Annotated in this window: 20 protein-coding genes, 1 rRNA gene, 1 pseudogene and 1 riboswitch; of the genes and pseudogenes, 7 read left to right on the forward strand and 15 right to left on the reverse strand. The window is 72.3% G+C overall.

What is annotated here, in order from left to right:
* Window positions 1–5: 5 nt before the first annotated feature.
* Window positions 6–1,283, forward strand: coding sequence for an MFS transporter (locus ACZ5WK_RS29230; RefSeq protein WP_465551693.1), 1,278 nt, complete (start codon window positions 6–8; stop codon window positions 1,281–1,283).
* A gap of 100 nt (window positions 1,284–1,383) precedes the next feature.
* Complete coding sequence (locus ACZ5WK_RS29235) at window positions 1,384–1,917, forward strand: HAD domain-containing protein (protein WP_465551695.1); 534 nt, start codon at window positions 1,384–1,386, stop codon at window positions 1,915–1,917.
* Here ACZ5WK_RS29235 and ACZ5WK_RS29240 read toward each other — a convergent pair.
* Window positions 1,895–2,683, reverse strand: a complete 789-nt coding sequence (locus ACZ5WK_RS29240; protein WP_465551697.1) for a CPBP family intramembrane glutamic endopeptidase — start codon at window positions 2,681–2,683, stop codon at window positions 1,895–1,897. The two genes, ACZ5WK_RS29235 and ACZ5WK_RS29240, sit on opposite strands and share 23 nt — an antisense overlap.
* A gap of 93 nt (window positions 2,684–2,776) precedes the next feature.
* Window positions 2,777–4,282, reverse strand: a complete 1,506-nt coding sequence (locus ACZ5WK_RS29245) for a glutamate-cysteine ligase family protein (RefSeq protein WP_465551699.1) — start codon at window positions 4,280–4,282, stop codon at window positions 2,777–2,779.
* A gap of 367 nt (window positions 4,283–4,649) precedes the next feature.
* Between ACZ5WK_RS29245 and ACZ5WK_RS29250 the strand changes: the two genes are divergently transcribed.
* Both ACZ5WK_RS29250 and ACZ5WK_RS29255 read left to right on the forward strand, forming a co-directional pair.
* Window positions 4,650–5,222 (forward strand): hypothetical protein, encoded by a 573-nt coding sequence (locus ACZ5WK_RS29250; RefSeq protein WP_465551701.1) that lies wholly within the window; start codon window positions 4,650–4,652, stop codon window positions 5,220–5,222.
* Between the two features lie 404 nt (window positions 5,223–5,626).
* Window positions 5,627–5,818, forward strand: a complete 192-nt coding sequence (locus ACZ5WK_RS29255; RefSeq protein WP_396322584.1) for a DUF5999 family protein — start codon at window positions 5,627–5,629, stop codon at window positions 5,816–5,818.
* A 121-nt stretch (window positions 5,819–5,939) separates the two neighbouring features.
* On the opposite strand, the gene gcvP is transcribed toward ACZ5WK_RS29255, so the two are convergent.
* Window positions 5,940–8,840: an aminomethyl-transferring glycine dehydrogenase gene (gene gcvP / locus ACZ5WK_RS29260; RefSeq protein WP_465551703.1), complete on the reverse strand. Its 2,901-nt coding sequence runs from the start codon at window positions 8,838–8,840 to the stop codon at window positions 5,940–5,942.
* 240 nt (window positions 8,841–9,080) lie between these two features.
* A riboswitch (glycine riboswitch) is annotated at window positions 9,081–9,184 on the reverse strand.
* A 223-nt stretch (window positions 9,185–9,407) separates the two neighbouring features.
* Here gcvP and ACZ5WK_RS29265 point away from each other — a divergent pair.
* The 3 genes and pseudogenes from ACZ5WK_RS29265 to ACZ5WK_RS29275 form a co-directional block, all read left to right on the forward strand.
* Window positions 9,408–9,782, forward strand: a pseudogene (locus tag ACZ5WK_RS29265) (PRC-barrel domain-containing protein); the annotation flags it as partial.
* 21 nt (window positions 9,783–9,803) lie between these two features.
* Window positions 9,804–10,817 (forward strand): YsnF/AvaK domain-containing protein, encoded by a 1,014-nt coding sequence (locus ACZ5WK_RS29270; protein WP_465551724.1) that lies wholly within the window; start codon window positions 9,804–9,806, stop codon window positions 10,815–10,817.
* 191 nt (window positions 10,818–11,008) lie between these two features.
* A complete protein-coding gene (locus ACZ5WK_RS29275; RefSeq protein WP_465551705.1) occupies window positions 11,009–12,499 on the forward strand; it encodes an MFS transporter in 1,491 nt (496 codons plus the stop codon).
* Window positions 12,500–12,641: 142 nt separating this feature from the next.
* Here ACZ5WK_RS29275 and ACZ5WK_RS29280 read toward each other — a convergent pair whose 3' ends face one another.
* The 12 genes from ACZ5WK_RS29280 to rrf form a co-directional block, all read right to left on the reverse strand.
* Window positions 12,642–14,045, reverse strand: coding sequence for a DNA polymerase IV (locus ACZ5WK_RS29280; protein WP_465551707.1), 1,404 nt, complete (start codon window positions 14,043–14,045; stop codon window positions 12,642–12,644).
* Window positions 14,046–14,147: 102 nt separating this feature from the next.
* Entirely contained in the window at window positions 14,148–14,879 is a 732-nt protein-coding gene (locus tag ACZ5WK_RS29285; protein ID WP_465551709.1) for a SanA/YdcF family protein, read from the reverse strand.
* Between the two features lie 270 nt (window positions 14,880–15,149).
* Complete coding sequence (locus ACZ5WK_RS29290; RefSeq protein ID WP_465551711.1) at window positions 15,150–15,809, reverse strand: MerR family transcriptional regulator; 660 nt, start codon at window positions 15,807–15,809, stop codon at window positions 15,150–15,152.
* A 254-nt stretch (window positions 15,810–16,063) separates the two neighbouring features.
* On the reverse strand, window positions 16,064–16,540 hold the full coding sequence (locus ACZ5WK_RS29295; protein WP_360185161.1) for a bifunctional nuclease family protein: 477 nt from the start codon (window positions 16,538–16,540) through the stop codon (window positions 16,064–16,066).
* 74 nt (window positions 16,541–16,614) lie between these two features.
* Window positions 16,615–17,385 carry a transcriptional regulator FtsR gene (ftsR, locus tag ACZ5WK_RS29300; RefSeq protein ID WP_465551726.1) on the reverse strand — a complete coding sequence of 257 codons (771 nt, stop codon included), beginning with the start codon at window positions 17,383–17,385 and terminating at the stop codon, window positions 16,615–16,617.
* A gap of 104 nt (window positions 17,386–17,489) precedes the next feature.
* Entirely contained in the window at window positions 17,490–18,374 is an 885-nt protein-coding gene (locus ACZ5WK_RS29305) for an FHA domain-containing protein (protein ID WP_396322590.1), read from the reverse strand.
* A 214-nt stretch (window positions 18,375–18,588) separates the two neighbouring features.
* The gene (locus ACZ5WK_RS29310; protein WP_465551714.1) at window positions 18,589–19,809 is read right to left on the reverse strand and encodes a DUF881 domain-containing protein; all 1,221 of its coding nucleotides are present in this window, start codon (window positions 19,807–19,809) and stop codon (window positions 18,589–18,591) included.
* A gap of 58 nt (window positions 19,810–19,867) precedes the next feature.
* Complete coding sequence (locus ACZ5WK_RS29315; RefSeq protein WP_030062488.1) at window positions 19,868–20,200, reverse strand: small basic family protein; 333 nt, start codon at window positions 20,198–20,200, stop codon at window positions 19,868–19,870.
* A complete protein-coding gene (locus ACZ5WK_RS29320; protein ID WP_465551716.1) occupies window positions 20,197–21,294 on the reverse strand; it encodes a DUF881 domain-containing protein in 1,098 nt (365 codons plus the stop codon). The genes ACZ5WK_RS29315 and ACZ5WK_RS29320 overlap by 4 nt, the downstream gene beginning before the upstream one ends.
* Window positions 21,295–21,500: 206 nt before the next feature.
* Entirely contained in the window at window positions 21,501–23,996 is a 2,496-nt protein-coding gene (locus tag ACZ5WK_RS29325) for a sugar phosphate nucleotidyltransferase (RefSeq protein WP_396322592.1), read from the reverse strand.
* Between the two features lie 123 nt (window positions 23,997–24,119).
* A complete protein-coding gene (locus tag ACZ5WK_RS29330; protein WP_465551718.1) occupies window positions 24,120–24,740 on the reverse strand; it encodes a CDP-alcohol phosphatidyltransferase family protein in 621 nt (206 codons plus the stop codon).
* Between the two features lie 97 nt (window positions 24,741–24,837).
* Window positions 24,838–24,929 (reverse strand): 5S ribosomal RNA (gene rrf / locus ACZ5WK_RS29335); the annotation flags it as partial.

A 24,929-nucleotide genomic window follows, 5' to 3' on the forward strand; every position in this document is an offset into this window, starting at 1 on the left:
GCCGGGTGCAGAGCCAACCCCCACCCCCGCACCGGCGCCGCTTCCCCTGGGCCGGCCGCAACTACCGCATCCAGACCGCCGCCACCGTGATCAGCGGTCTCGGCAATGCCGGCGCCCCGATCGCCACCGCGTTCGCCGTCATGGAGAACGGCGGCTCCACGGCCGAGGTCGGCTATGTCACCGCCGCCCGGCTGGTCCCGGTGGTCCTATTGCTGATGGTCGGCGGCGCGCTCGCCGACCGTCTGCCGCGCCACCACGTCATGGTCGCGGCCAACCTGTTCAGCGCCGTCTCGCAGGCCGTGCTGGCCGCCCTGGTGCTGGCCGGGAACGTCCAGCTCTGGCAGCTGATGCTGCTCTCCGCGGCGGGCGGCGCCGGCCACGCCTTCTACGCCCCCGCGTCCGAGGGCATGATCATGCAGAGCGTGGCGGCCGAACACGCCGGCCGGGCCTTCTCGGTCTTCCGGATGGCGCTCAACTCCGCCCAGATCGGCGGCATGGCGCTCGGCGGCGCCCTCACCGCCGCCGTCGGCCCCGGCTGGGTGCTCGCGCTGGACGCCGGCTGCTTCCTGCTCGCCGCCTCGCTGCGCTTCCTCCTGGAGGCCGAGCCGGCCGCTCCGGCCGAGCCCGGCGGCGGCATGCTGCGCGACCTGCGCGAGGGCTGGCAGGAGTTCGCCTCCCGCCGCTGGCTCTGGGTGATCGTGCTCCAGTTCGCCGTGCTGATGGCCTGCATCACCGCCGTGGACGCGGTGTACGGGCCGATCGTCGCCGAGCAGCGGCTCGGCGGGGCCCGCGACTGGGGCCTGGCACTGGCCGCGCACGGCGTCGGCCTGGTGGTGACCGGCCTGGTGATGGTCCGCTGGCAGCCGCGCCGGATCCTGCTGATCGGCAACTGGGGCGTCTTCCTCTTCGGCCTGCCCGCCCTGGCGCTCGCCCTGGCCGTGCCGCTGCCGGCCCTGGTGGCGGCGATGTTCCTGTCCGGCGCCGGGGTCACCGTCTTCGGCGTCAACTGGATGATCGCGCTCCAGCAGGAGATCCCGGCCGAGGCGTTCTCCCGGGTCTCGGCGTACGACCAGCTCGGCTCGCTCTCGCTGGCCCCGGTCGGCACCGCCCTGGCCGGCCCCGCAGCGGACGCGCTCGGCCTCTCCGGCGCACTCTGGGCGTGTGCGGCGCTCTGCCTGCTGCTGAGCGCCGTCGTCCTGCTGGAACCCCAGGTCCGCCGTCTCTCCCGGCGTACCGCCGACCAACCGTCCGCACCGCTCGCGGAGCCCGCCACCACCCGCTGACGCGCCCGGTGCGCCCCGCGTGCGCCCTCCGGTGGGCAACCACCGGCGGGCGCCGCTCGTCCGACCAGGTGACGACGGAGTCAGACCTGGGGGGCGCCCGATGCCGAAGCCACTGCTGTTCCTGGACGTCGACGGCGTGCTCAACCCGGTCTGCCCCGAAGCGGACGCCGACTTCGACGCCCACACCCTGCTCGGCTACACCGTGCTGCTCTCCGCCCGGCACGGCACCTGGCTGCGCGAGCTGGCCGGTACGTACGAGCTCGTCTGGGCCACCACCTGGGAGGAGCAGGCCAACGCCCACATCGCCCCGGCGATCGGCCTGCCCGAGCTGCCGGTGGTCCGCTTCACCGGCTACGTCCCGCAGCCCGGCGACCCGAAGGTGCCGCTGATGGAGCTGTTCTCCGCCCACAAGTGGGCCCCGCTGCTGCGGTACGCCGCCGGCCGGCCCTTCGCCTGGGTCGACGACGTCATCCCCGGCCGCCTGGTCCGCAACTCGCTCTGGCGGCGCGACCGCCTCCTGCTCCCGATCGACCCGGGCCGGGGCCTGGAGCGCCCGCACGTCGACCGGCTGCTCGCCCGCCCGCCGCGCGCCCTCGCCGTCCCGCCGTTGGTCAGCCGGTGGGCAGCCAGCTGACGTGCCCGGCCAGCAGCGCGTACCCGACGAAGGCCACCGTGTCGATCAGCGCATGCGCCACCACCAGCGGCATCACCCGGCCCCACCGCCGGTACAGCAGGCAGAACACCGCGCCCATCACCATGTTGCCGACCAGTCCGCCGACTCCCTGGTACAGGTGGTACGAGCCCCGCAGCACCGAGCTGGCCACCAGCGCCGCCGGCCACGACCAGCCCAGCTGCCCGAGCCGGCGCAGCAGGTAGCCGAGGACGACGACCTCCTCCAGGATCGCGTTCTGCCAGGCGGAGGCGACCAGCACCGGGATCCGCCACCAGACGTCCGGCAGCCCGGACGGCGCCACCGTCAGGTTGTACCCGGCCGCCTGCGAGAGCAGGTAGAGCGCCAGCCCGGAGCCGCCGATCGCGGCGGCCACGACGGCTCCGCGGCCGAGGTCGCGCAGCTTCTGCCCGAGGTCGAAGCCGATCACCCGTAGCGAGGTGCCCTCGCGCACCAGCAGGTAGCCGACCAGGACGACCGGCATCAGCCCGCGCCCGATGTAGTAGAGCTGCCAGGCGAGGTCCAGCCAGGGCCGGCCGGGCGCGCGCGAGGAGTTCAGGGTGGCGACCTGCTGGCCGAGGCTGAGCGTCTCGGTGAGCGATCCCGTGAAGCTGATCAGCGCGCCGATGCCACTGGCCCCGAGGGAGAGGCCGAGAACGGTCAGCAGCTCGACGCCGAGCAGCCGGCGCGTGGGCTTCGCGGTCTCCGGTTCGGTCGAGGCGGTGGTCACGGCGTGCTCCAGCGGTCCGGCATCGCTCCGGCCGTCGGCCGACCGCCGGAGCGGTCATCCTTCCACAGGGGCGGTGAAGGGGCGGTCGGACCCTCAGCCCACCGGCCAGGTGTGCACCGGCTCGCCGCCGCGCATGTACTCGACGTACCGCCGGGTCATCGCCGCCAGCGCGGCCGGCCGGTCCATCCCGAACTGCTCGCGCAGCCGGTGGAAGGTGGCGCTCTGCCAGGAGGCGCCGTTGACCCGGCGCAGGCAGCGCTGCTCGATGATGCCGAGGTAACGGTCCCGGTCGGCGGGCTCCACGCCCCACTCGTCCAGCCCCTGGTGGGCCATCGGCAGCAGTTCGTTCATGATCAGGTCGACGGCGGGCACGGTGGTGAGCCCGCCGCCGCGACCGGCCCGGCTCTTCTGCGGCCACTGGAAGACGGCGTCGATGCCGTACCGGGCGGCCTGCCGGAAGTTCTCGTCGGCCCGCTCGAACGGCAGCCTGTTCCAGATCGGCCGCGGCTGCTCGGCCAGCACCCGTACCAGGCCGTAGTAGAACGCCGCGTTGGCCAGCGTGTCGGCGACGGTCGGCCCGGCCGGCAGCGCGCGGTTCTCCACCCGCAGGTGCGGCACTCCGCCGCTGACGTCGTACACCGGCCGGTTCCAGCGGTAGATGGTGCCGTTGTGCAGCCGCATCTCGGCGAGCCGCGGCACGCCCCCGGAGGCGAGCGTCTTGACCGGGTCCTCATCGTCACAGATCGGCAGCAGCGCCGGGAAGTACCGCAGGTTCTCCTCGAAGAGGTCGTACGCCGAGTCCACCCACCGCTCGCCGAACCACGTGATCGGGCGCACGCCCTGGGCCTTGAGCTCCGCCGAACGGGTGTCGCAGGCCTGCTGGAAGAGCACCGGCCTGGTCTCCCGCCAGAGCTCGCGCCCGAACAGGAACGGCGAGTTGGCGCCGAGTGCGAGCTGCGGGCCGCAGATCGCCTGGGCGGCGTTCCAGACCGAGGAGAACCGCTCGGGGGTGACCTGCAGATGCAGCTGCAACGAGGTCGCGGCGGCCTCGGCGACCATGGTGATCGACTCCAGCTGGAGGCGTTCGACGCCCTCGATGTCCAGCGTGATGTCCTCGCCGCGGGCGGCCAGGATCTGGTCGCTGAGCAGGCTGTACCGCTGGTTGTGAGACATCGCGTCCAGCCCGGTGTGGTCGTGCTCCAGGGTCGGCAGGATTCCCACCATGACGATCCGCGCACCGGCCTCGGCGGCCCTGCGGTCGGCGTAGCGCAGCCCGGTGTCGATCTCCTCGCGCAGCTCCTCGAACACGTGGCCGCAGAGCCGGTGCGGGGTGATGTTGACCTCGATGTTGAACTGCCCCAGCTCGGTCTGGAAGTCACTGGAGCCGATCGCGCTGAGCACCTGGGCGTTGCGCATCACCGGCAGGCCCTGCTCGTCGGCGAGGTTGAGCTCGATCTCCAGGCCCATCACCGCCCGGGGCCGGTCGAAGCGGTCCTCGCGCAGCATCCGCCCGAGCGCGTCGAGGCAGGACTGGAGCTTGCGGCGGTACAGCTGCCGGTCCGACAGGTCCGCGCGCGTCGCCACGACCTTCTCGCCCATGATCCCCTCCTCCTGAGCCGCCCGGCCGAGCGACCGTGCATGCATCATGCCCACCTCGAAGATCGATACCCGATTGCTTCGAACGGCTTGCAATGCAAGGAAACTGACGGTCTTTCAGCACATCCGCCGACTTGCCCGGCGCCACCGCCTGTGATAAACAGGTCACCCTGCGCACCTGTTCGATAGAATTCGCACTGCGCCCAGGCCGGCCCGCTGCCGCTCCGAAACCCTCGTCGACGGCGGCGGCCGTACCCGCACCGCGATCATGCACAACCGGACATGGCCAGGTCCCGTCACCGACGACACACCGCGCCATGCCGGTATGCCGCACTCGCACGCCGATCTCGCACGGAGAGGCGACCCCGCCATGACTCTGCAGACCCCCCAGCCCCCGCCCAGTGCCCTGCGCGCCGTCCTCGCCGCGCTCGACTCGGAGGACGCGCTGCGCCAGCCCGCCGCCGCAGCGCTGCGTCATCCGACCGGACCGCTGCTCCCCGCGCACCCGCTCGCGGTCCACGTCCTGGACGGGCCGCGCCCCGAGCTCACCGCCGCCCGGCGGACGGGCTGGCGCTTCCTGATCAAGGACGGCACCGAGGTGGCCGCCGCGGCCGAGGTGGTGCAGGGCGTCGAGGGCCACACCTTCTCCCACTTCACCGCCGGGCCCTACCTGGACTCCACCGTCCGGGCGCTGCGCCAGGCCTGGCAGCTCACCCAGACGTCACGGGCCCGCCGGCAGCCCCGGCTGCTGACCTTCCCGGGCCAGTACGCGACGGCGCTCTGGCTGCACAGTCCGGACGCCGACCCGGGGGCGGACCTTCTGATCCCGCTGGCACCGGCCCCGCTCGGGGTCACCGCGCACCGCGCCTACCCGGCCGCCGACCTGCTGCCGGTGCTGGCCCGGGCGCCGCTGGGCCGGCCGCTGCTGCTCGGCTCCTCCTGAACCCTCCCCCGCCGGCCGGCTCCCTCGCCGGCCGCTCCCTCACCGATCGCCCCGCCGGCGCGCTCCGCGCCGGCCCCGCTCTGCCCGCCTCACCCGGACGGGCCATCGGGCATGGCCCTGAAGGGCCAGCCGCCTGATGGCCCGTCCGGGGGCTTTTCCGGGCCGCAGCCACCTGAACGGGTGATCTCTGCCCTCGGGTTGTGGCGCATGTCACCAAACTGCTGCGCGATCGTCCCGGGATGCCGACACTGGGAACCAGCGTGGAAGGACCACCTGTCCTACCCACTTGAGCGCCGGTCTACACCGTCCGGCGCCGGACAGGATCCGACTACCGCGGCGGCTCCCGACGGGCATCCGACGGCGCCGCACCACGGGGAGGATCGCAGAGCGAAGCGAGGGTACGTATGTGCCAGCACCGTCCTGAATGCCCGACGGCCGAGTCCGAGGACCGCGAGGCGGCCGTACCGGTGGCCTGCCACCCGGAGCAGGGTTGGAGCCTGCTCTGCAACGGCGTCCTGCTCTTCGAGGACACCGGCGAACTGCTGCCCGACGGCCGGGTGATCGCCCCGCGCCGCCCCGTCGCCCACGCGGCCTGACCCGCAGGCGGGGGCAGCCGCCGACAGACGTCGAGGAACGGGCAGGGCCCCGGTGATGGAGCACCTCCCGGCCGAAGGCTGGGGGACTTCCGCACCGGGGCCCTGCCGTAGCTCGGCTCGCTCAGTTGCCGTACTCGTCCAGCGGCGGGCAGGAGCAGACCAGGTTGCGGTCGCCGTACGCGCCGTCGATGCGGCTGACCGGGGGCCAGTACTTGTCCGCCGGGTTCACACCCGCCGGGAAGACCGCCTCCTGCCGCGAGTAGCCGTGCGCCCAGTCGCCGGCCAGCGTGGCGGCGGTGTGCGGGGCGTTGCGCAGCGGGTTGTCCTCGGCCGCCCACTCGCCCGAGCCGACCTTGTCGATCTCGGCGCGGATCTCGATCATCGCGTCGCAGAACCGGTCGATCTCGTGCAGGTCCTCGGACTCGGTCGGCTCGATCATCAGGGTGCCGGCCACCGGGAAGGACATCGTCGGCGCGTGGAACCCGTAGTCGATCAGGCGCTTGGCGATGTCGTCCACCGTCACGCCCGTCTCCTTGGTGAGCGGGCGCAGGTCGATGATGCACTCGTGCGCGACCAGGCCGCCGGGGCCGGTGTAGAGCACCGGGAAGTGCGGGGCCAGGCGCTTGGCGATGTAGTTGGCGTTCAGGACCGCCACCTGGGTGGCGCGCTTGAGGCCCTCGCCGCCCATCAGCCGGACGTACGCCCAGGAGATCGGCAGGATGGCCGCCGAGCCCCACGGCGCGGCCGAGATCGGGCCGACGCCGGTGGCCGGGCCGGCCTCCGCCTGGAGCGGGTGGTTCGGCAGGTACGGCGCGAGGTGCGCGCGGACCGCGACCGGGCCGACGCCGGGGCCACCGCCGCCGTGCGGGATGCAGAAGGTCTTGTGCAGGTTCAGGTGCGAGACGTCCGCGCCGAACTTGCCCGGCTTGGCCAGGCCGACCAGGGCGTTCAGGTTGGCGCCGTCCACGTACACCTGGCCGCCGGCCTCGTGCACGGCCGCGCAGATGTCGGTGATCTCGGTCTCGTACACGCCGTGGGTGGACGGGTAGGTGACCATCAGCACGGCGAGCTGGTCGCGGTGCTGCTCGATCTTGGCCTTCAGGTCGTCCACGTCGACGTCGCCGTCGACCAGGGTCTTCACCACGACCACACGCATTCCGGCCATCACGGCGGAGGCCGCGTTGGTGCCGTGCGCGGAGGACGGGATCAGGCAGACGTCACGCTGGGTGTCGCCGTTGGCGTGGTGGTACGCGCGGACGGCCAGCAGGCCGGCCAGCTCGCCCTGGGAGCCGGCGTTCGGCTGGATCGAGACGGCGTCGTACCCGGTCACCTCGACCAGCTGCTGCTCCAGCTGGCGGATCAGGGTCAGGAAGCCCTGCGCCTGCTCGATCGGCGCGAACGGGTGCAGCTGGCCGAACTCGGGCCAGGTCACCGGCTCCATCTCGGTGGTCGCGTTGAGCTTCATGGTGCAGGAGCCCAGCGGGATCATGCCGCGGTCCAGCGCGTAGTCGCGGTCCGACAGGCGGCGCAGGTAGCGCAGCATGGCGGTCTCGGAGCGGTGGCTGTGGAAGACCGGGTGGGTCAGGTACTCGTCCTCGCGCAGCAGCGCGGCCGGCAGCGCGTCGGCGCTCTCGGCGGCCTCCACGCCCTCGACGCCGAACGCGGCCCAGACGCCCGCCAGGTGCTCGCGGGTGGTGGTCTCGTCGGTGGAGACCGAGATCCGGTCCTCGCCGTCCTGGTGGACGTTGATGCCGTGGGCGCGCGCGGCCTCGGCGATCGCGGCGGCGCGGCCGGGGACGACGGCGGTAACGGTGTCGAAGAACTCGCCGTGGAGCAGCTCGACGCCGCCGGCCCGCAGGCCCTCGGCGAGGGCGGCGGCGTAGCGGTGGGTGCGGCGGGCGATGTCGGCCAGGCCGTCCGGGCCGTGGTAGACGGCGTACATCGAGGCCATCACGGCGAGCAGCACCTGGGCGGTGCAGATGTTGCTGGTGGCCTTCTCGCGGCGGATGTGCTGCTCGCGGGTCTGCAGCGCCAGGCGGTAGGCGCGGGTGCCGTCGGCGTCGACGGAGACGCCGACCAGACGGCCGGGCAGCGAGCGGGCGTACTCGGCACGCACCGAGAGGTAGCCGGCGTGCGGGCCGCCGAAGCCCATCGGCACACCGAAGCGCTGCGAGGTGCCGCAGGCGATGTCGGCGCCGAGCGAGCCCGGGGACTTCAGCAGGGTGAGCGCCAGCAGGTCGGCGGCGACGGCGACGACCGCGCCGAGGCCGTGGGCCTGCTCGATGACGGGGGCGAGGTCGCGGACCACACCGGTGGCGCCCGGGTACTGCAGCAGCAGACCGAAGACGCCGCGCTCGGCGATCTCGGCGGGGATGCCCGCGGAGAGGTCGGCGACGACGACCTCCACACCGGTCGGCTCGGCACGGGTCTCGATCACCGCGATGGTCTGCGGCAGGGTCTCTGCGTCGACCAGGAAGACACCGCCCTTGACCTTGGTGACGCGGCGGGCCAGCGCCATCGCCTCGGCGGCCGCGGTGCCCTCGTCCAGCAGCGAGGAGCCGGAGGTGGCCAGGCCGGTCAGGTCGGAGACCAGGGTCTGGAAGTTGAGCAGCGCCTCCAGGCGGCCCTGCGAGATCTCCGGCTGGTACGGCGTGTACGCGGTGTACCAGGCCGGGTTCTCCAGGACGTTGCGCAGGATCACCGGCGGGGTGAAGGTGCCGTAGTAGCCCAGGCCGATCATCGGCTGGAGCACCTGGTTGCGTCCTGCCAGCTCGCGCAGCTCGGCGAGGACCTGCGCCTCGCTGCGGCCGGCGGGCAGGTCCAGGCCGGTGATGGAGCGGATCGCCTCGGGCACGGCGGTGGCGGCGAGCTCGTCCAGCGAGCCGTAGCCGACCTGGGCCAGCATCTTCTCCTGCGCGGCGGCGTCGGGGCCGATGTGGCGGTTCTCGAAGGGACTGGCCAGCTCAAGCTCGGTGAGGGTCGGGGCGCCGGTGGGGCGTCCCTCGTTCGGCTGGGCGTTCATGGTGGTCGAGGCCTCCTGGTCACGGACCGGCGGGGGTACGCACGCCGTACGGCTCCGCCGCTGCGGACAACAGCGGAAGGGCCTGGGCGGGCGGACCCAACAGGCCTCCCCCTCTGTCATCGGGACCTGAGAGCTTCGCCCGCGCGGCACGCCGTGGGCGCGCCGCCGGCTTGCACCGTCGGTGAGGGTGGTGGCCACCGGCTCCCTCGCCGGTAGTCCTGCCCTGCTTTCCAGAGTGACCTATCCCACACGGTACGGATGCCTGAGAGATTCCGGGGAGGAGTTGCTCCTTCGGCGCCCCGACCAGTGGTTTTCGCTGTCGGGGACTCTCCCGAGCGGGCTCGGCGGTCGCGCCCAGGGTACCAGCGGGAGGCCCTTCGATCACGGGTGCGTCGGGTCGATCCCGGGACGGCCCCGTGACCCGGACGGCGCAGCACCGGGCCCGTCCGGCCCCGCCCCGGTCGCGGGCGTCCGGTTCATGGCTTTTGGTGTGAAGTGGCGGATGGAACGGGCGGGCCGGCCATCGGCCTGCGGGAGTTCCGCAGGCGCAGCGCACTGGAGGAAAGAGTGCAGACCGATATCGACCCCCGGGACCTCATCGGCCACAAGGCGGTCGACCGCAACGGAGACAAGATCGGGACGGTCGACGAGGTGTACCTGGACGACGCCACCGGACAGCCCGAATGGGCGGCCGTCCGGACCGGCATCTTCGGCCGGGACGCCTTCGTCCCCCTGACCACGAGCGAGTTCTCCGGCGACGAGCTGCGGGTGCCGTACGACAAGTCACTGGTGAAGGAGTCGCCGGACTTCGGCGTCGGCCAGCACCTGTCGCCGGCCCAGGAGCTCCAGCTGTACCGCTACTACGGGCTGGACACCCCGGTGGACGGACGCCCGTCGGCGGGCGACGGCTCCGGCTCCGATCCGGCCGACCACGACTTCGGCTCCGTCCCGGCGGCGGCCCCGATGGCGGCCGCCGGCACCGCGGTGGCCGCGGCCACGCACACGGCGCCGGCGCCCGCGGACACCCCGGCGGCCCCGAACGCCGGACCGGCCGCGCCCGTCGCGAAGCCGCTCGCCTTCCACCCGGCCGACACCCCGGCCGCCTCCCCCCACACCACCCCGGCAGCCGACCTCGGCAAGCCGTCCGAACCCGCCACGGAGGCCAACGTGCGGACCCTCAGCACCTCCGCACCCGCCACCCCCGCGGCGCCGGTCACCCCCGAGTCGCGCCCCCAGGCCGCGCCGGCCACCACCGGCCCGGTCGCCCCTGCCGCCCCGGCCGCCTCCACGTCCACGTCCGGGCCGGCGTCGTCCACGTCCGCGCCGGCGTCGTCGACGTCCGCGGCGCCGGTCACCCCCGAGTCGCGCCCCCAGGCCGCGCCGGCCACCACCGGCCCGGTCGCCCCTGCCGCCCCTGCCGCCCCGGCCGCCTCCACGTCCGCGCCGGCCTCCTCCACGTCCGCCCCGGGCGCCTCCACCTCCGGGCCGGCCTCGTCCGCGCCCAGCGGCCCGGTGGAGATCACCTGCCGCGAGGAGCGCCTGGACATCATTACCGAGTGGCACGTCCTCGGCACCGCGAAGCTGCGCAAGTACGTGACCAGCGAGCCGGTCGAGCGCCGCATCCCGGTGGTCCGCGAGCGCGTGCGGGTGGAGCGGATGCCGGTCGGCGAGGCGGAGCGGGCCTCGCTGAGCGAGAAGGACATCGCCGAGGCGGTGGAGGAGGTCACGCTGCGCGAGGAGCGCCCGGTGGTCCGCAAGTACGTGGCCCCGATCGAGCGGGTACGCCTGGTGGTCGAGCGGTACACCACCGAGGAGGTGATCCGCGACGAGCTGCGCCGCGAGCACGTCGAGGTCCACGACAACACCACCTCGGCCTCGACCCCGACCCCGGCCCCCGCAACGCCGCCCGCCCACGCCCACACCCCCGCTCCGGCCGACGAGCCGTCCCGCCCGGCCCCCCTCAGGCCCCTCGCCTGACGGAGCAGTTCACCGAGGACCCCGGGCCCGCCACGGCCCGGGGTCCTTCGGGTTTTCCACCCCGCGACCCCGGCCTTCGGGGCCGCGGTCCTTCGACTTTGCCAAAGCTTCACCGATCGATATTTGACACACTGAAGTATCTCCCTGCATGGTTATTTCAGTTCATTCACTATGTACGGGAGGAAGCAACCGTGAGTGAGGCACCACAGCCCACCAGCGCGGCCGAGAAGCAGAGCAGCGCCCGGGTCCTGCCGGCCCTCATCCTGGCGATGCTGTCGTTCAGCGTGGTGCAGACCGCGGTCGTCCCGATCCTGCCCTCGCTGGCCAAGGAGCTCAGCGTCTCCGGCTCCAGCATCACCTGGCTGATGACGGCCAACCTGCTCTCCGCCGCCGTGCTGACCCCCCTGCTGGGCCGCTTCGGCGACCTGCGCGGCCGCAAGCCGATGCTGCTGATCTCGCTGACCGGCCTGGTGGCCGGCTCCGCGCTGGCGGTCAGCACCCACTCCTTCACCTGGCTGGTCGTCGCCCGTGTCCTGCAGGGCGCCGGCGGTGGCGTGCTGCCGCTGGCGATCAGCATCGTCCGCGACGAGCTGCCGAAGCACAAGGTGACCGGCGGCGTCGCCGCCATCAGCGCCTCGATGGGCGTCGGCTCCGGCCTCGGCCTGGTGGCGACCGGTCTCCTGCTGGAGCACTGGAGCTACAAGTCGATCTTCTGGATGGGTCTGGTATTCGGCCTGATCGCGGTCGCCCTGGTCGCCCTGCGCGTTCCCAGCGACCCTGTCACCGACAAGGACGGCGGCGCCGACCCGCTCGGTGCCATCACCCTGGCCGGCTGGCTCTCCGCCCTGCTGGTCGCGGTCAGCCAGGGCAACAACTGGGGCTGGACCTCGACCAAGACCCTCGGCCTGTTCGCCGTCGCCGCGGTGGTCGCCCTGATCTGGGGCGTCATCGAGGTCAAGGTGAAGCACCCGCTGGTGGACATGAAGATGATGTCCCGCCCGGCCGTCGCCTTCACCAACCTGGCCGGCCTGCTGATCGGCTTCGGCATGTACGGCTCGTTCATGGTGATCAGCAACTTCGCCCAGACCCCGGAGAAGTTCACGCACTACGGCTTCACCGCCACCGTGCTGCACGCCGGCGTCATGCTGCTGCCGTCCGCCATCGGCTCGATGGTCGCCGCCCCGCTGGGCGCCCTGCTCATCGCCCGCCGCGGCCCGCGCCTGCCGCTGGTCCTCGGTGGCGTGCTCGGCGCGATCGCGATGGCCTACCTGGCCGCGCGCCACAGCCACGAGGCCGACATCTACACCGCTTCGGCGATCTTCGGTCTGGGCATCGGCCTCGCCTTCTCGGCGATGCCCGCCTACATCAACGGCGCCGTCCCGGTCGAGCAGAGCGGCATCGCCAACGGCATGAACGCCGTGCTGCGTACCGTCGGTGGCGCGATCGGCACCGCCGTGATGGCCGCGATCCTGACCGGCGACACCATGAAGCTGCCGATCCCGGTCTCGCTGCCCACCCTGGACGCCTACAAGCACGCGTTCTGGACCGCCGCGGTGGTCTGCGCGATCGCCAGCGCCGTCCCGTTCCTGATCCGCTCCGTCAAGCCGGCCGCCACCGTCGCCGCCGGCAACGAGGTCGCGGACCTGAACTCCAGCCCCGCACTGGCCAAGACCGACGCCTGACGAGGCGTCCACCCCCCGCGCCCAGGGACAGGGCGCGGGGGACCGGTCCCCGAACGGTCGACGAGGGCATCGCGACCATCCGAGGCCGGCACTTCACACGGCCCCACCCGGTTCCCCTGCCGGGTGGGGCCGTTTCGTGCGCTCAGCCCTCCCCCGGGCTTTCGCCCCCGTCTGCGCCCCCGCCCTCGCGGCCCCGCAACGGCAGCGGACGCGTGGGCTCCAGCGCCGGGTCGTCCACCGCGAACGTCCGCACCCGGCCCGGCCCGCTCCACGGCGTCTCGAACCGCACCGTCACCCGTCCGACCCCGCTGCCCTGCACCCACCCGGGCCCGAACTCGCCGTGCCGCACGTCCTGCCCCGGCATCCAGTGCCGCACCGCGGGCCCGGCCGGCTCCGGCTCGTCCTCCTCCTCGCCGTCCACCACCTCGTGCTCGGCGGCCTCCTCCCGGACGGCCTGCGCGAACAGGTCCTCCTGGGTGTAGTCGGCAAGCTGCGAGACCCCGACGCCGAGCAGCCGCACCCCGCCGGTGATGTCCACCTGCGAGGCCAGCCGCCGGGCCGTCTCGGTGATCACCGCCTCGTCGTCCGTCGGGCCGCGCAGCGTCTCCGAACGGGTCAGCGTGGAGAAGTCGAACCGCCGCACCTTCAACACCACCGTCCGCCCCGACCGGCCGGCCGCGCGGAGCCGCCGCACGCACCGCGCGGCCAGTACGTCGACCTCGCGCAGCACGCGGTCCCGGTCCGCGAGGTCCACCTCGAAGGTGTCCTCCACCGACACCGACTTGGCGTCCTGGTCGGCGACGACCGGCCGGTCGTCCACCCCTGTCGACATCTGGTGGACGCCGGCGCCGTGCGCCTTCCCCAGCAGCTGCACCAGCTCCGCCTCCCCCGCCTCGGCGAGGTCGGCCACCGTGTTCAGCCCGGCCCGCCGCAGCACCTGTTCGGTGGCCGGACCGATGCCGGGCAGCGCGCGCACCGGCATCGGCCCGAGCACCGCGCGCTCCTGGCCGGGCTCGATCAGCACCAGCCCGTCCGGCTTGGCCTGCTCGGAGGCGATCTTGGCCATCAGCTTGGACCCGGCCGCCCCGACCGAGGCGGTCAGCCCGGTCCGCCGGTGGATGTCGGCCCGCAGGTCCTCCGCGAGGGCCAGCACCAGCCGCTCCCCCGTCCCGTGGTCGGCCGCCGCCAGCGCCGGACCGTACGGACCGGCCTCCAGGTCGACGAACGCCTCGTCCAGGCTGAGCGGCTGGACCAGCGGCGACAGCTCCCGCAGCAGGCCCATCACCAGCTCGCTCACCTGCCGGTAGGCCTCGAAGCGCCCGGACAGGAACGCCGCGTTCGGGCAGAGCCGGCGTGCCTGCGCCATCGGCATCGCCGAGTGCACGCCGAACTTCCGCGCCTCGTACGAGGCCGTGGAGACCACCCCGCGCCCGCCCAGACCGCCGACGATCACCGGCTTTCCGCGCAGGCTCGGCTTGGCCGCCTGCTCCACCGCGGCGAAGAAGGCGTCCATGTCGAGGTGGATGATGCTCGGCAGTGACCGCACCTGCCGATCATGCCGCACGGGTACGACAGTCCGGCCGAACCCGGCCGCCTCCCCGCCCCCGGCGAGGTCCCGCCCCGGCGAAGTCCCTCCCCCCGGCAGGGCCTAACGCTGCTGCGCCGCCCCCGCGTCGGCCAGCGCCCGCGGGATGCCCTCCTCCCTGGGCCCGAGGAACAGCGGGTCCGGCCGCAGCCAGGCGTTCAGCGCGGCCTTGCCAGCCCCCGGGATCTCCCGCAGCCCGCCGTACAGCCAGGTGGCGTCGTGCACCTCCGGCACCCCGACCGCGTACGCGTCGATGCCGGCCGCCTCACAGAGCGCCAGCGCCCGCCGGACATGGAAGTCCTGGCTGACCAGCACCGCCCGGTCCACCCCGAAGATCCGGTGCGCCCGGGTGCAGGAGTCCCAGGTGTCGAAGCCCGCGTAGTCGCCCACCACCCGTACCTGCGGCACCCCGTGCTCGATCAGGTACTGCCGCATGGCGTCGGTCTCGTCGTAGCTGTCCCGCCCGTTGTCGCCGGTGACCAGGACCGCCTGGACCTTCTGCTCCCGGTACAGGTCGACCGCCGCGTCCAGCCGGTGCGCCAGGTACGGCGACGGCTTGCCCTCGGACAGGCCCGCGCCGAACACCACCGCCACCGGTGCCTTCGGCGCGCTCGCCACCGTACCGACCCGGTCGTCCGCCGAGATCCACAGCCAGGCACTCGGCGCCAGCGCCAGCGCGCAGACCGCGGTGACGAGTTGGAAGATCCGGCGCTGCGTGCGCCGCCGTCCCAGCCGGACGCAGAGCCGCCGTGCCCGCCGCCGCAGCAGGCCGGGTATTCCGGAGCCGAACCGCACGTGCTCCCCCTTGAGTCGCTCACCAGGCTTGATCGGTTCACCAGGCACGACGAGGCCGCGGGGGGGGGGGGGGGGGGGGGAGAGGGGGGGGGGGGGTGGGTAGCCACCCCACCCCCACCACTAAGCCCTTCTCGCCGGCGGCCTACAAAACCCCCGACCAACCTCCTCCCCTCCCCCCCCCCCCCCCCCCCCCCCCCCCCCCCCCCCACCCCCCCCTCCCCCCCCCCCCCCCCCCCCCCCCCCCCCCCCTCGGCCTCGTCAGTACGCCTGTCAGACCGCGCGGTTGCGGCGCTGCGCCAGCTCGTCGCCCGGGTCGTGCCCGACCACCGTCTCACCGGTGTCGGTCCGCTCGGCGTGCAGCCGCCCGAGAGCCAGCTCCAGTTCCTTCCAGACCGCGCCGACGGCGATGCCGAAGACGCCCTGACCGCCCTTCAGCAGGTCGACCACCTGCTGCGGCGTGGTGCACTCGTACACCGTGGCGCCGTCGCACATCAGCGTCAGCCCGGCCAGGCCGGCGACCTCGGGCGACTGCAGATGGGCCACCGCCACCCGGATGTTCTGGAGCGAGACGCCGGCGTCCAGCAGCCGCTTCACGATCTTCAGCAGCAGGATGTCGCGGAAGCTGTACAGCCGGTGGCTGCTCGCCGGGTAGACCGAGCGGACACTGGGCTCCAGCAGCCCCGTCCGGGCCCAGTAGTCCAGCTGGCGGTAGGTGATCCCGGCCGCCGCACAGGCCGTCGGGCCGCGGTAGCCGATCAGCTCCGAGGTGGGCGCGAGCCGCTCGATGGCGGGCTGACCGGGCTGTACGGCCGGGAACCGGCTCAGCCGGGGCAGCTCCGTCCGGGGCAGGTCGGTCACGCTGCGGGCGGTGCGCGGCATGTGCACGGCGCACAGGCCTCCCACGGCCGCTTCATCGCCGGTGCCGGTCATGCCTACCTCCGTCCACTCATGCTGCGGGCAACCCAGACTGCGGGCGACAGGCACCCGGGCAGCCACCCCTGACGGTAGGCAGTCCCCTATGGCCCGTCAACGATCGCCACGCCGGGCGGGACAAACCACGTCACTCAGGAGAGTGGTTTTTCGTGCCCCTAGTGTGGGTAGGTAGACGCCTTTTGGCAAAACGGCCGAACGTACACGGCACAACGCCGCACGCGGCCCCGGGGCGACACGCTGCAGGCGGCCGGCTACTGCGGCGTGCCGCCGCCGAAGTCCTCGGGCGAGACCTGGTCGAGGAACTCACGGAACTTCTCGACCTCGTCCTCCTGCTCGTCCGGGATCGCGATGCCCGCCTCGGCGAGCACCTCCTCGCTCCCGTAGATGGGCGTACCGGTGCGCAGCGCCAGCGCTATCGCGTCGGACGGCCGGGCGCTCACCTCGACCCCGCCGGCGAACACCAGCTCGGCGTAGAAGACGCCCTCCCGCAGGTCGGTGATCCGCACCTCGGTGAGCTGCTGCCCGAGCGCCTCCAGGACGTCCTTGAAGAGGTCGTGCGTCAGCGGGCGCACCGGAGTCATGCCCTGCTGGGCGAAGGCGATCGCGGTCGCCTCGCCGGGGCCGATCCAGATCGGCAGGTAACGGTCGCCCCCGACCTCCCGGAGCAGCACGATCGGCTGGTTGGAAGGCATCTCCACCCGGACACCCACGACGTCGAGCTCATTCACACAGGCAACCCTATGGCCCTTGACCCGGATATGAAAGCGCAGACCCGACCGCGCTGGTCAGCGGGGTCGGCCGGTCAGGTACGGTTCCGCAGACCGGCCTGGACCATGGCCGCGTGCAGCCGGACGGAGAGCGTGGCCAGCTCCCTGGCGGTGGCCTCGGCATGCGCCCTGGTCTGCGGGTTCCGGTGCCGCCGCAGCGGCGCCACCACCTGCTCGACGAGCGCGATCTCGCGGTCGGCGGCCGCCTTCATGGCGCGCAGGTGGCGCGGCTCCAGCCCGTACCGGCCCAGCTCCGCCACGAGCCGGGCGACCTGCAGCGCCTCGCCGTCGTAGCCGCCGTCCGGCCCCGCCGCGACCAGCCCGTAGGACTCCCACTCGGCCAGCTGCCGCTCGCCGGCCTCGGCGGCCGCCAGCAGCTCGGCCCGGCCCAGCCGGACCCCGGCCGGGCTCTCGGCGCCGGCCACCAGCTCGCGGTCCGCCTCCTCCAGCGGCCCGGGCCGGGCGTCGGCGGCGGGTAGCGCGGGCGGGCTCTCACCGCGCTCGATGGCGTCCAGGTGCTCGCGGATCACCCGCAGCGGAAGATAGTGGTCACGCTGCATCCGCAGCACGTAGGCCAGCCGCTCGACGTCGGCCGGGCTGAACTTGCGGTACCCCGAGGGCGTGCGCTGCGGCTCGACCAGGCCCTCCGCCTCCAGGAACCTGATCTTCGAGATGGTGACCTCGGGAAAGTCGTCCCGCAGGAAGGCCAGCACCGCGCCGATGCTCAGCAGCTCGTCGCCGCCGCGCCGTCGGCCGCCCCCGGCGGGCCGGTCCGGACGGACCGGCTGCCTGGGAGCCGCGACCACTCCCCGTGTGCCCTGGTCCGTCTGCGGACCGGACGACACGGGGGTGGCCGCCCCGAGAGATGAAGGGGTATTCGTACTCACTCGGGCTCCTGCCGACGTTGGTTTCAGTACCCCCGGTGGTGGCTGGCGAAGAACACCAGCCGGTACTTCCCGATCTGCACCTCGTCGCCGTTGTTCAGCGGCACCTCGTCGATCCGCTCCCGGTTGACGTACGTGCCGTTGAGGCTGCCCACGTCGGCCACGGTGAAGCCGCCGCCGGGCGTCCGGCGGAACTCCACGTGCTTGCGCGAGACGGTGACGTCGTCCAGGAAGATCTCGCCCTGCGGGTGACGGCCGGCCGTGGTCTTGTCCGAGTCCAGCAGGAACCGGCTGCCCGAGTTGGGGCCGCGCTGGACGATCAGCAGGGCCGTGCCCGGCGGCAGCGCGTCGATCGCCGCCAGCACCTCGGCCGACAGGGCCGGCGTGGCGCCGGTACCGGTCGTGGTGTTGGGGTCGTAGGACTCCAGGCCGGAGATCGAGATGGTCGACGTGGTCTCCGCCGCCCCCTCGGGCAACGCACCGCCGCGCAGCGCCGTACCGCAGTTGGAACAGAAGCGGGCCGCGGCCGGGTTCTGGTTGCCGCACCTGGGGCACGGAGTGGGGCCAGCCATGTTCACAGCCTCCTGGCGCGGCACACCCGACGGGTTGTGCCCGGCGTACGGATCCGGGGCAAACCCTCCACCAGAGGTTGAGGGTCCTGACGGGAAACCTATGCGCGGCGCGCCGGAGGGGTCAACCGACGCGCCGTAGCCCGCCGGATTCCCCGCGAACTGCTGGTTGGCGCCGTCCCGGAACAGAGGCCGCTCCGCGTACTCCACCCCCTCGGGGGCAGGGCGCATGCCCGGCACGGCGGGCTCTTCGTCGGCCCGGCGGTGACGCGCGGTGGGTGCCTCGACGGCGGCCGCGTCACGGCCCTTGTTACGACCGAACAACTTCGAGAAGAAACTCACGGGCGAATCCCCTTGCGTGTGACAGACCCGCCCGCGGGGCAGGGTGAGAACCTCGGACAGGCTGCGGGCCCGGTCTCGGACCGGGCCGGCTGGAGTGGTACTCCGACGTGTGGTGCTCCGGCATGTGCTGGTGTGGACCAGTCTCGCCCACGCGGCGACGACCCCCCGCACCGGGGGGCGCCCGCAGGTGAGGGGCCGTTCGGCCGGTGCCCCGTCACTTCGGAGCCGGCTTGGCGTACTGCGGCGTCTTCAGATCGACGAGGGCGTCGACGACCACCTTCTGCTGCTGGGAGATGGTCGCCCGGGCCTGATGACTCTCCAGGGTACGGACCACACCTCCCGGGATGTTCAGCGCGGGTGTGAGGTCCTGCGGGTTCCCCACGACGGTGAAGCGATAGGGCTGCGAGACCTTCTTGCCGTCGATCTGCACACCGCCACCGGACAGGTCCGTGAAGTAGGTGTTGACCACCACGCGCACATCGTTGATCTGAATCGCCTCCGCCCCCGCCGCTCGGAGTTCCTGCAGGGTGTCCAGCAGCATATCCGCCTTCACCTGCCCTTGGGGATCATCGACAGTGAGTACGATGCCCGGACCAGTGGCTTTGACGGTTCCCGCGAGTACACCGAGTTCCGTCACCTTCTTCCTGGTCTGTTCCTGGGCTTCCTTGGCCTGGTTGGAACTGTTCTCCAACTTGGCCAGGGACTGCTCCAACTCCGCCTTCTCCTGTTGGAGACGCTGCTGACGGCCGTCCAGTTCGTCGAGGATCCGGACAAGATCCTCCTGGCGTGCGCCGCGCAGCTGGCTGTGGTGGTCGTTGGTCGAGCGGACCTGGATCGCCAGGGCCAGGCCGAGCGAGAACAGCAGCAGCGCCACGACCAGCTGGCCGCGCGACAGCCGCGGCGGCCAGAGCGCCGCCTTCAGCCGGCGCCGGCCCGCACCGCGGTCGGCGTCCCGCGAAGCGGGCGCCGGCTCGGCGGCCTCGGGCTCCTCCGACTCCGCCCCGGGCTGCGGTCCGGACTCCGATCCGGGCTGCGGTCCGGGCTCGGCTGCCTCGGCGGGCGCCGCCTCGACCTCCGGTTCCTCCACCTCAGCCTGAGGCTTCTGCTGCTCCCCGTCCGGCTTCCGCTCGGCCCCCTCGGTCTTCCTGACCTCCCCGGCCAGCGGACGCGCCGCCTCGACCGGTTCCGCCTTCTCCTTCTCCTTCAACGGCTCCACCGGCTTCACCGGTTCGACCGGCTCCACAGCCTCCACCGGCGCCGCAGGCTCCACCGGCTCGGCAGGCTCCACAGCCTTCACGGGCTCGGCAGGCTCCACAGCCTTCACGGGCTCGGCAGGCGCCGCGGCCTCGACGGGCCCGGCAACCTCCGCAGGCCTCCGCAGCGGCTTCTCCGCCGCCGGAGCCGTCTCCCGCTCCGCGCTGCCGTTCTCGCCCACGCCTTCTCCCGCCGCTCCGTCCCCGGTCCTCTCCTCCGCCGCCTCACCGCGGCCCGGCTCAGGCGCGGAAGACATGGCGCCTTATCGCAGCGGCGTTGGAGAAGATGCGGATACCCAGGACGACGACCACACCGGTGGACAGCTGCGAGCCGACCCCCAGCTGGTCCCCGAGGAAGACGATCAGCGCCGCGACCACCACGTTGGAGAGGAAGGAGACGATGAACACCTTGTCGTTGAAGATCCCGTCCAGCATCGCCCGGACACCGCCGAACACGGCGTCGAGCGCCGCGACCACCGCGATCGGAAGGTACGGCACTACGGCGTCCGGCACCTCGGGCTGGACGAAGAGTCCGACGACCACCCCGATCACGAGACCAAGTACGGCAATCACGGTCTGGCTGCTCCTGTCCCTGCGGTGGACGACCCGCTCGTGGTCGCCGTGGGCGAGTGGGCTGTGGTGGTCTTGGCGGAGCCGCTCGGCGTGCGCTTCCCGGAGCTCTGCGGGGTCGGCGTGGCCGACGGCGACGTGCTCGCGGAGGGGCTCGGCGACCCGCCGGACGCCGCGGCGCTCGGGGCGGTGGCGGACGGGCTCGCCGACGGCGAGGGCTCCGGCGTGGCGGGCTGGGCGGTCCGCAGGGTGACGCCCACCGCCGCGGGCAGCGTCAGCTTCTTCTGCGCGGACAGCGTCGACTTGATGCCGTACTTCTCCTGCAGCAGACGCAGGTACTGGCCCGCCATGTTGTTCTCGAAGGCGCCGATCAGCTTGGGGCCGTCGCCGAGCGCCTGCACGCTGTACGGCGGGACGAGCGGCCGGTTGTCCACCAGCACCGCCTCGCCCGCGGCGCGGATCGCCGAGAGTGCGGTGAGCCGCTGCCCGTTGATCGAGATGCCCTCGGCGCCGGACTCCCAGAGCCCGTTCACCACCAGCTGGAGGTCCCGGTCGCGCAGCCGGCCGCTGTTGGAGAACCCCTGCCCGGCGCGCGGATCGACGTTCCCACCGGCGCCGGTACCGGCCGCGTCCTCCAGGACGAGCTTGACCCCCGGGCCCGTGACCTCGGCCAGGCCGACCGCGCCCGCCAGGGCGGCCGGGTCGCCGTCCCCCGGGGCCAGCGCCTGCTGCTGCGTACTGTCGACCTTCCGCCGCAGGTCCTGCACCTGCTTCTGCAGGCGGTCCGCCGACCCGTTGCTGTCGTTGATCCGGTGGATCAGCGCGTCGCGTTCCTTGGCGAGCGTCGGCTCCGCCTTGTGCGCGTTCACCGCGCCGACCGTCACCACCGCCCCCACCAGGGCCAGCCCGGCGCCCAGCGTCAGCAGGCCCCGGACCGTGCCGGGTATCCGGCTGTCGCGGTCACCGCCCCGCGCCGCGGCCGCCTCGGCGTAGCCCTCGTCCAGACCGTGATCCATCACGTTGGTCAGCAAGGACATCGAGGCGTCCGGACGGTTGAACCGTCCGTTGCTGGCACTCGGCGTCGGCGTCGCTGGCATGCGGACCATCGTCCCACGTCGGCGGAGGGGCCTGTGCACTCCCCCTGACCTGCGCACTCACCAGAAGCGACGGATCACCATCAAGGCCCCCAAAACGGACAACCGGGCAATCGGGGGTCAGGCAGATCCGCCGGCTGGCGGACGAGCGGGGCGGGGCGGCACTCGCCGCCCCGCCCTCCCGGAGTCGGCCGGGGATCACCCGGCGGTCACCGGCCGGCGCCGTCGACCACCGCCGCCCACTCGTCCAGCAGCGCCTCCGTCGCCTCGTCGTCCGGGCCCTCCGCCCAGAGGTGGGTGACCGCCTCGGCCGGGTCCGGCAGCACCAGCGTCCACCGGCCGTCCGCCTCGACCACCCGGACGCCGTCCGTGGTGTCGAGCCGCCGGTTGCCGGCCGCCTCCACCACCGAGCGCATGACCATGCCCTTCGCCGCCCACGGCGTCGCGATGTCCCGACGCCGGATGTGCGCCTGCGGGATGCGCGCGTCGATCTGGCTCAGCGTGAGCTGGGTCCGGGCCACCAGCCCGACCAGCCGGACGAACGCCGCCGCACCGTCCAGCACACCGCTGAACTCGGGGACGACGAAGCCTCCGCGCCCGTCCCCGCCGAACACCGTGCCCTCGGTGGCGGCCGCCTTCGCCAGGTCGTCCGGCGTGGTCGTGGTCCAGATGACCTGGGTGCCGTGGTACGCCGCCACCTGCTCGGCGATCCGCGTGGTGGTCACCGGCAGCGCGACCTGCCCGCTGCGGCGCTCGGCCGCGACCAGGTCGAGCAGCACCAGCAGCGCCCGGTCGTCGTCGATCACCCGGCCCAGCTCGTCCACGAAGGCCACCCGCTCGCCCACCGGGTCGAAGCGCACGCCGAAGGCCGCCCGGGAGGACGCCACCAGCTCGCCCAGCCTGGCCAGCCCCGCCCGGCGCTCCTCGGCGTCCTCGGTCGGCCGTGACTCGTCCAGCCCGCTGGAGACGGTGAGCGCCTCCACCCCGAGCCGGCCGAGGATGCTCGGCAGAACGAGCCCGGCACTGCCGTGCGCGGTGTCCACGACCACCTTCAGCCCGGCCTCGCGGACACCCGTGGTGTCGATGGTCCGCAGCAGGTTGCCCGCGTAGGAGTCGAACACGCTGGACGGGAAGGTCAGGTCGCCGATCTCTCCCGGGAAAGCGCGCCGGTACTCCTGGCGCGCGTAGACGCGGTCCAGCTTGCGCTGCCCGGCCTGCGAGAGGTCGGCGCCGCGCTCGTCGAAGAAGAGGATGTCCAACGAGTCCGGCACCCCGGGCGTGGTCCGCAGGAAGATCCCGCCGGCGCTCCCCCGCGCGGTGTGCTGCCGGGCCACCGGCATCGGCACGTTCTCGAGGTCGCGGACGTCGATCGCGCTGGTCTGGAGCGCCGAGATCATCGCCCGCTTGAGCGCACGCGCACCACGCGAGTGGTCACGCGCGATGGTGACGGTCGCCCCCTTCTTCAACGTGGTCGCGTACGCGCCCGCCAGCCGCACGGCCAGCTCGGGCGTGATCTCGACGTTGAGGATGCCCGAGACGCCGCGCAGCCCGAAGAGGTGCTCCTGGCCGCGGGACTCCCAGATCACCGAGGTGTTGACGACCGCGCCGGCCTCGATGGTCTTGAACGGGTAGACCCGGACGTTGGCGGCGATGATCGACTCCTCGCCGATCAGGCACTCGTCCCCGATCACCGCTCCGTCCTCGATCCGCGCGGCCCGCATCACATCGGTGTTCTTCCCGACCACGCACCCCCGCAGATTGCTCTGCGGCCCGACGTAGACGTTGTCGTGGATGACCGCCCTGTGCAGGAAGGCGCCGCGCTTCACGACGACATTGCTGCCGAGCACGGTGTGCTCGCGGATCTCCACGCCGGCCTCGACCTTGGCGTAGTCCCCGATGTACAGCGGCCCGCGGAGCACCGCCTCCGGGTCCACCTCGGCCCCTTCGGCCACCCAGACGCCCGGAGAGATCTCGAAGCCGTCGAGCTCGACGTCGACCTTGCCCTCCAGGACGTCCGCCTGGGCCTTGCCATAGCTCTCGTGGGTGCCCACGTCCTCCCAGTAGCCCTCGGCCACGTACCCGTAGACCCGCTTGCCCTCCTTGAGCAACTGCGGGAACACGTCGCTCGACCAGTCGACGGACTCCCCCGCCGCCACGTAGTCGAAGACCTCGGGTTCCATGACGTAGATCCCGGTGTTCACCGTGTCGGAGAAGACCTGCCCCCAGGTCGGCTTCTCCAGGAAGCGCTCGACGCGCCCCTCGTCGTCGGTGATCGTGATGCCGAACTCCAGGGGATTCGGCACTCGAGTGAGACAGACGGTGACCAGTGCGTTCTTACTACGGTGAAACTCGATCAATTCCGAGAGGTTGAAGTCGGTCAGCGCGTCGCCGGAGATCACCAGAAAGGAGTCGTCCTTCAGCGCGTCCTCGGCGTTCTTGACACTCCCCGCAGTGCCTAGCGGCGTCTCCTCGTTCGCATATGTCAGATGCATACCCAACTCTTCGCCGTCACCGAAGTAGTTCTTGACCAGCGAGGCCAGGAACTGCACGGTGACGACGGTGTCGGAGAGGCCGTGCCGCTTCAGCAGCCGCAGCACGTGCTCCATGATCGGGCGGTTGGCCACGGGAAGCAGCGGCTTCGGCATGCTGGAGGTCATCGGGCGGAGTCGGGTGCCTTCGCCCCCTGCCATTACAACGGCTTTCATTACGGGTGCGTCCTCCTTCGCGGTGGTGGACCTGCAGGTCCATCAAACCGTTCCAGAGGTTCTCTACCCGGAAGATATCGTCCGACGCACCGTGTCGCCGTGGGACTTCTCTCAGATCGCGTCTCAGACTGTGGACGCCGAGGAGGCCGAGACGCCCCGGACGATCTGTCGCGCCTGCACCGCGTAAAGAATGGCGGCCCACCAGTAGAGCGTGGTCCCCCACCAGATGAAGGCCCAGCTGACGACCTCGGCCGGCCGTGCGATCCAACTGTCGCCGGTGCCGAGCAGCAGAAGCGGAAACGCGTACATCAGATTGAACGTCGCGGCCTTCCCCAGGAAACTCACCTGCAACGGCCCGTAGCCGTGCCGGTTGAGAATGGGAAGCAGCGCCGCGATAAACAGTTCACGGGCCAGCAGGATCGCCGTGAGCCACCACGGCAGGATCTCACGCCAGGTCAGACCGACCAGCGTGGACAGCACATAGAGACGATCCGCCAGCGGGTCGAGCAGCTGGCCGACCCGGCTGATCTGACCCCACCTGCGGGCCAGCTTTCCGTCCAGGTAGTCACTGATGCCACTCAACATCAGGATCAGCAACGCCCAGCCGTCATTGTTCGGCCCACCGAACACCGGCCAGAGAATCAGCCAGAGGAACAACGGAACACCGACCAGCCGGCCCATGCTCAGCAGGTTGGGGATGGTGAGGACGCGATCGGTCTGGACCCGCGTCTCCTGGACCTCCACCCGGGGGCCTCCTGTACCGTGTGACGACTTTGCACGTTGACCTTACAACAGAAAAGCCCCCGTCCGGTTCCCCGGCGGGGGCTTCTCTCGAAGAATTGTTCGGCGGCGTCCTACTCTCCCACAGGGTCCCCCCTGCAGTACCATCGGCGCTGTGAGGCTTAGCTTCCGGGTTCGGAATGTAACCGGGCG

The organism is Kitasatospora sp. NPDC032757, from assembly GCF_055579305.1.

Bases quoted from the DNA above. Each gene is read 5' to 3' on its own strand.
- ACZ5WK_RS29235 (WP_465551695.1), top strand. From the start codon at position 1,384: ATGCCGAAGCCACTGCTGTTCCTGGACGTCGACGGCGTGCTCAACCCG.
- ACZ5WK_RS29245 (WP_465551699.1), bottom strand. From the start codon at position 4,282: ATGGGCGAGAAGGTCGTGGCGACGCGCGCGGACCTGTCGGACCGGCAG.
- ACZ5WK_RS29250 (WP_465551701.1), top strand. From the start codon at position 4,650: ATGACTCTGCAGACCCCCCAGCCCCCGCCCAGTGCCCTGCGCGCCGTC.
- ACZ5WK_RS29255 (WP_396322584.1), top strand. From the start codon at position 5,627: ATGTGCCAGCACCGTCCTGAATGCCCGACGGCCGAGTCCGAGGACCGC.
- gcvP (WP_465551703.1), bottom strand. From the start codon at position 8,840: ATGAACGCCCAGCCGAACGAGGGACGCCCCACCGGCGCCCCGACCCTC.
- ACZ5WK_RS29270 (WP_465551724.1), top strand. From the start codon at position 9,804: ATGGCGGCCGCCGGCACCGCGGTGGCCGCGGCCACGCACACGGCGCCG.
- ACZ5WK_RS29290 (WP_465551711.1), bottom strand. From the start codon at position 15,809: ATGACCGGCACCGGCGATGAAGCGGCCGTGGGAGGCCTGTGCGCCGTG.
- ACZ5WK_RS29320 (WP_465551716.1), bottom strand. From the start codon at position 21,294: ATGCCAGCGACGCCGACGCCGAGTGCCAGCAACGGACGGTTCAACCGT.
- ACZ5WK_RS29325 (WP_396322592.1), bottom strand. From the start codon at position 23,996: ATGAAAGCCGTTGTAATGGCAGGGGGCGAAGGCACCCGACTCCGCCCG.